The organism is Methylobacterium sp. J-026, assembly GCF_022829585.1.
Classification (GTDB): Bacteria; Pseudomonadota; Alphaproteobacteria; order Rhizobiales; family Beijerinckiaceae; genus Methylobacterium.
Window position 1 is genome coordinate 1 of sequence record NZ_JAKSYC010000200.1, and the last position, 4,291, is coordinate 4,291.

The 4,291-nt window shown below is 65.2% G+C and carries 6 protein-coding genes and 1 pseudogene; 5 read left to right on the forward strand and 2 right to left on the reverse strand.

Features of this window, described 5'->3' with window-relative positions; genetic code table 11:
* The coding region (locus MKK69_RS18605) for a GntR family transcriptional regulator (RefSeq protein WP_243970259.1) at positions 1 to 717 on the reverse strand (717 nt) is incomplete at its 3' end.
* Between the two features lie 339 nt (positions 718 to 1,056).
* Between MKK69_RS18605 and MKK69_RS18610 the strand changes: the two genes are divergently transcribed.
* The 4 genes from MKK69_RS18610 to MKK69_RS18625 all read left to right on the forward strand — a co-directional run bounded on the left by MKK69_RS18610 (position 1,057) and on the right by MKK69_RS18625 (position 3,168).
* Positions 1,057 to 1,320: a hypothetical protein gene (locus tag MKK69_RS18610; protein ID WP_243970261.1), complete on the forward strand. Its 264-nt coding sequence runs from the start codon at positions 1,057 to 1,059 to the stop codon at positions 1,318 to 1,320.
* A 214-nt stretch (positions 1,321 to 1,534) separates the two neighbouring features.
* Positions 1,535 to 1,795, forward strand: coding sequence for a hypothetical protein (locus MKK69_RS18615; RefSeq protein ID WP_243970263.1), 261 nt, complete (start codon positions 1,535 to 1,537; stop codon positions 1,793 to 1,795).
* 271 nt (positions 1,796 to 2,066) lie between these two features.
* A complete protein-coding gene (ihfB, locus tag MKK69_RS18620) occupies positions 2,067 to 2,399 on the forward strand; it encodes an integration host factor subunit beta (protein WP_243970270.1) in 333 nt (110 codons plus the stop codon).
* Between the two features lie 514 nt (positions 2,400 to 2,913).
* Positions 2,914 to 3,168: a hypothetical protein gene (locus MKK69_RS18625; RefSeq protein ID WP_243970265.1), complete on the forward strand. Its 255-nt coding sequence runs from the start codon at positions 2,914 to 2,916 to the stop codon at positions 3,166 to 3,168.
* Here the strand turns inward: MKK69_RS18625 and MKK69_RS18630 are convergent.
* On the reverse strand, positions 3,165 to 3,470 hold the full coding sequence (locus tag MKK69_RS18630) for a hypothetical protein (protein WP_243970268.1): 306 nt from the start codon (positions 3,468 to 3,470) through the stop codon (positions 3,165 to 3,167). The genes MKK69_RS18625 and MKK69_RS18630 overlap by 4 nt on opposite strands.
* Positions 3,471 to 3,806: 336 nt before the next feature.
* Here MKK69_RS18630 and MKK69_RS18635 point away from each other — a divergent pair.
* Positions 3,807 to 4,291: pseudogene (locus MKK69_RS18635) on the forward strand (flagellar protein); the annotation flags it as partial.

Here is a 4,291-nt window from a genome sequence, read left to right on the forward strand (position 1 = left end):
GCCCTTCTTCGGCTCCGTTTTCCCCGATTTTGACAGGACTAGAACTTCAGTAGGCGTGCGCTGCGGGGATTTGCACCCTCCCCCCTGAGGGATGGATCCCTTCCGGGCCAAGCGCAGCCAGGCGGTCCACTCAGCCGAGACGATCCGGACGATGTTCGGCAGGTTGCGAAAGCCGGTGACAGGGCGCTCCTCGACCGTGACCAGCCCGAGCTTACGCGCCTCCCGAATGGCGTTGCGCACCGTGGTCTCGGACACGCCGACGATCGCCGCGATGTGCCCAACCGCCAACCGGCAGTCGCCCCGACGCGCGGTCTCGGCAGCGACCAGTGCGAGCACGCCTTGCTCGGCATGGGTGAACTTGGCGGCGAGACCGAGCGGCATGCGGCCCGAGGCTGCCCAGCGGCGGCGGCGCTCCATCGAGGCGCCCGTGCGTGGCCGGGAGCCGACGCCGGGCCTCCTGGAGCTTCCTATGCGATTTGAGACGTTCTCAGCTGCATCCCCCATCCGGGGTGTGACAGTTGCCGCCCCGTTCGGGTTCTGTCCGGATCGCGGTCCACTTTTAGACAGTGTTCGCGCCTCTATCAGGCCGGACAGAGCTTCGGCCTCGGCCTCCGTGACCTTCCCGTCCCCGTAGGCGCGCCACAACAGCGCCGTCACCTGGGGCAGGGTGATTCGGCTGGCTGCCTCAATCGCCCGGCGGATCTCGTCTGCAAACACGTGTCTCGGCCCTTTTCCACAGGGCCACAGGGGGACGATCGGCGGCGTCGAGGGGCGCTCCGTTCAAGACAAGCCGGTATCGTTGCCGGAACTGAGGTTCCGACTTGACGCCCGAGGGCGCTTCATGGCTTGTGAGGGGTGGATAGGGGCCTCACAGGCCTTCTCGATTTCGACAGCCTCGACCTTGCCGGGTCGGGGCTGTTGGCTTTTCAGGGTCCTACTGCGGCGGTCGGTGCTCCTGGTTGCTCCGGCGACTCGCGTGAGGCGCGCGCCGGCCGGACTTGGCATGTCGGCTGGGCGGCACGGCTAAGTCAACGTCAGGGAATGATCAGCGCGACCATGCCGGCCGGACCTTTGACCCTCGCGGACCTGCGCAAGGCAGGCGTCGTCACCAGCCAGGAGATCGTCGCGGCGATCGACGTCTACCTGCGAGATCCGATGGCTGGCCCCTACCGCTTCGACAGCGGCCACAGCGTGGACATCGCAGCTCTCGTGAACGCGACTCCCGCCTTCGGGGCGGTGGACCGATCAGGACCGCAGGAGAAGGTGTTTCGGACGGTGCTGGCGGCCGCCGTCATGTCGGCTCACCCGACCCTGCCGTGATCCTCGGCCGCTCGGCACCGCCCCGATCTGATCACGGGGCGGGGGAGCGTCCGATCTCACCAGCGATGAGCCGGGCCGATACGCAACGCGGCTCTAGGGCAGGATGCACGCGGTCTGTTAGCGAGGCATCAGCAAGCTGACGTTGAAGGCATCCTGGGTCGGGACCGTTTCAGGTAAGCGCGTCCCCGAAGGTGAGCACCAAGGTAGCCCGGGGATGAGCGAGGAAGACGTCGAGTTCGAGCACTCTCCGCTGTCCGGCCCAATCACGCGGGATGGCGAGACGGTCGAGGTCGAGATCTATCGTTTCCCTGGCACGCCAGAGTGTTGGCGCATGGAGGTTGTCCACCTCTCCGGCTGCACCCGATGGGACACGACGTTCGCGACCGATGCGGACGCACGGGTTGCCTTCGATGAGATGGTCGACGCTGTCGGCATGGCGCCCTTCGTCGGCCATCGGCCCACGGCGTGGAACTGATCACGTCTCCGCGGCTCGAAAAAGCCCGCGCCGGCGAACCGGGCGGGCTGATCCAGATCCGAGCATCGGGGACAAAAGATCGAACCTCCGCGCGTCATACCATGGCGCGGTTAAAGAAAAGCCCGCCGCTGGAGGACCGGGCGGGCGAGGCAGGGAGGCGTCCCGAATGGCTACCGGACGTCGAAAGCATTCCTCACGCCGCACGGTTAATGAAACCTTATCTCGTCCCGGCGCGGTTGCTGCCTGCAGAATGACGCGGCATCGCTCACGCATGATCCGATCCGAGCTTGTCGCCCGCATCGCGGAGCAGAACCCGCACCTCTACGCGAAGGATGTCGAGGCGGTGGTCGACGCCATCCTCAACCGGATCGCCGACGCGCTGGCGGACGGCGACCGCGTTGAGCTGCGCGACTTCGGTACGTTTGCGGTAAAGGAACTCGGCGCTCGCACGGGCCGCAATCCGCGGACGGGCCAGAGCGTCGCCGTCGCGGCCAAGCGGAATGTCCATTTCAAGGCGGGCAAGGCCATGCGGGGGCGGCTGAACCACAAGGCTGCCAAACCTCATGCCGCGTCCGCTGCGGTGACCATGTACGCCTTAGATTGAGGCCCGTTGTGCAAGCGGAAGTGGTACCAACATACGCTAGTACGCACCTTCCAGGTGAGGCGTAGGCCTGTTGTGTCGGCTACGGTCGACCGCCACGCTCGCCCGCAGATATGCCCCTCAGCTGTCGAGGGCGGGCGTGGGTGCGATGCCCCTTCGCCCCGCAGGATCGAAGCTGCTGCGCGTGGAATTCCTTTGTTGACCGAACCTGTTCAACGGGGGTGATCGGCTGCTCGCGTTCGCGTTGCCATATTGGGACGCTCGGCATACAGCGGCCGCCCCTCGGCTCGGTTCGCGGCGATGCGCTCACGCAGCAGAACGGCGCGTCGTGCGATCGCCTCCGCGTCGCAGGTTCGGCAGGGGCCGCCACGACCGGCAGCGCGGCAGTTGTTGGGGTTCTGGCAGGAACGGCGTGGCACAAGGCCGATCATAGGCATCTCACGCGACCGCCGTCACGCTCAAGCCGCTACAATCCAACGACCTAGTCCTGCCGAGCTCGCTGGCGTACCAGCTCACCATGGCCAAGCGCATCAAGCTACTCCCGCAGGAGCGGGGTACCGTCCTGTTCGATGTCGTCTTTGAAGACGGCAGCCGCGCCTCGAACCGGCGCGTGCCGATGGATATCCTGGGCGGCCTAGATGGCGATCAGCCGGCCCGCGATCTCATCGAGCAGCAGGAGGCCGAGATCGCCCAGAAAGCCGGCCGATCGCCGCGAGCGATCCAGAACCTAATGCGCGCTGCCAAGCCAGAGCCGAAGCCTACGCGGGACTAGCGGGACTTTCGTTCGGCGCCCTTCTGCAGCGTCGCCCGCACCTGCGCGACGTGCGACGGCTCAGGGCGACCAAGTAAGGCGCCGATCGCCTCGTGGCAGGCGAGCCAGCGCTGCATCGTCAACGCCAGATCAGTCCCGGCTATGTCAAAGCCGTAACGAACCACCCGCCGATTGACGGCCTGCAACCGGCGGTTCAGCCAGCGGACACAGGCCAGCAGGATCAGAACACGGGCCATATCAGGCCAGGACAGGGGCTGAGCGGCTGCGGCGATCTCGGGGTGGGTCGGGATGACGGTCGGCATCAGCGCACCTTGGCGAGGTCAAGGAGTACAGCGCCTGCTGCGGAGATAACGTTCCCGCGGTCGCGCCAGCGCAGCGGCTCCACCTCGATCACACTCCCGGTGCTCTCGGCCGCCACACTCGACAGAGTTAGCCTGGCCGCCTTTCTACTGGATACCATCGAACTCAGGGTTGAGCGACTTTGAGATCACACCTAAGAGCTGTGTAAAAACAGATACTGTTAACCAGTATAGTGTGAGTACAAGTGATATTTTTCGGACTTAACCTGCATTCAATTCGGAATTGTTCCTGATGAGAAACCCCGAAAAACGGGTTGCTACAACCAGAAAGTTTGATCGATGTCGTCCATCACCCTCTCGGCCGCGACCCGTCAGGACCTGCTTTCGCTGCAGGATACGGCCTCGCTCCTCTCGACCACCCAGAACCGCCTGGCCACCGGCAAGACGGTCAACTCGGCGCTCGACAACCCGACCAACTTCTTCACCTCGCAGGCCCTCGACAGCCGCTCCTCGAGCCTGAACTCCCTGCTCGACGGCGTTTCCAACGGCGTCCAGTCGATCCAGGCCGCCAACCAGGGCATCACCTCGATCCAGAAGCTCGTGGATCAGGCGAAGTCGCTCGCCAACCAGGCGCTGTCGACCCAGCTCTCCACCACCGGCACGGCGACCAACGCTTTCCCGGTCACCACGAGCACGGCCTCCACGACGGCCCTGTTCACGATCAACGGTACCTCCGTGTCGGCGACCTTCGCCGCATCGTCGAGCATCACCGCCGTGGTATCGGCGTTGAATTCCGCAGTCAGCTCGGCCAGCACCACGTCGAG

What these genes read in the sequence shown, in the direction of transcription:
- MKK69_RS18630 (WP_243970268.1), bottom strand. Translation starts at nt 3,470, where the DNA reads ATGCCGACCGTCATCCCGACCCACCCCGAGATCGCCGCAGCCGCTCAG.
- MKK69_RS18610 (WP_243970261.1), top strand. Translation starts at nt 1,057, where the DNA reads ATGCCGGCCGGACCTTTGACCCTCGCGGACCTGCGCAAGGCAGGCGTC.
- MKK69_RS18625 (WP_243970265.1), top strand. Translation starts at nt 2,914, where the DNA reads ATGGCCAAGCGCATCAAGCTACTCCCGCAGGAGCGGGGTACCGTCCTG.
- ihfB (WP_243970270.1), top strand. Translation starts at nt 2,067, where the DNA reads ATGATCCGATCCGAGCTTGTCGCCCGCATCGCGGAGCAGAACCCGCAC.
- MKK69_RS18615 (WP_243970263.1), top strand. Translation starts at nt 1,535, where the DNA reads ATGAGCGAGGAAGACGTCGAGTTCGAGCACTCTCCGCTGTCCGGCCCA.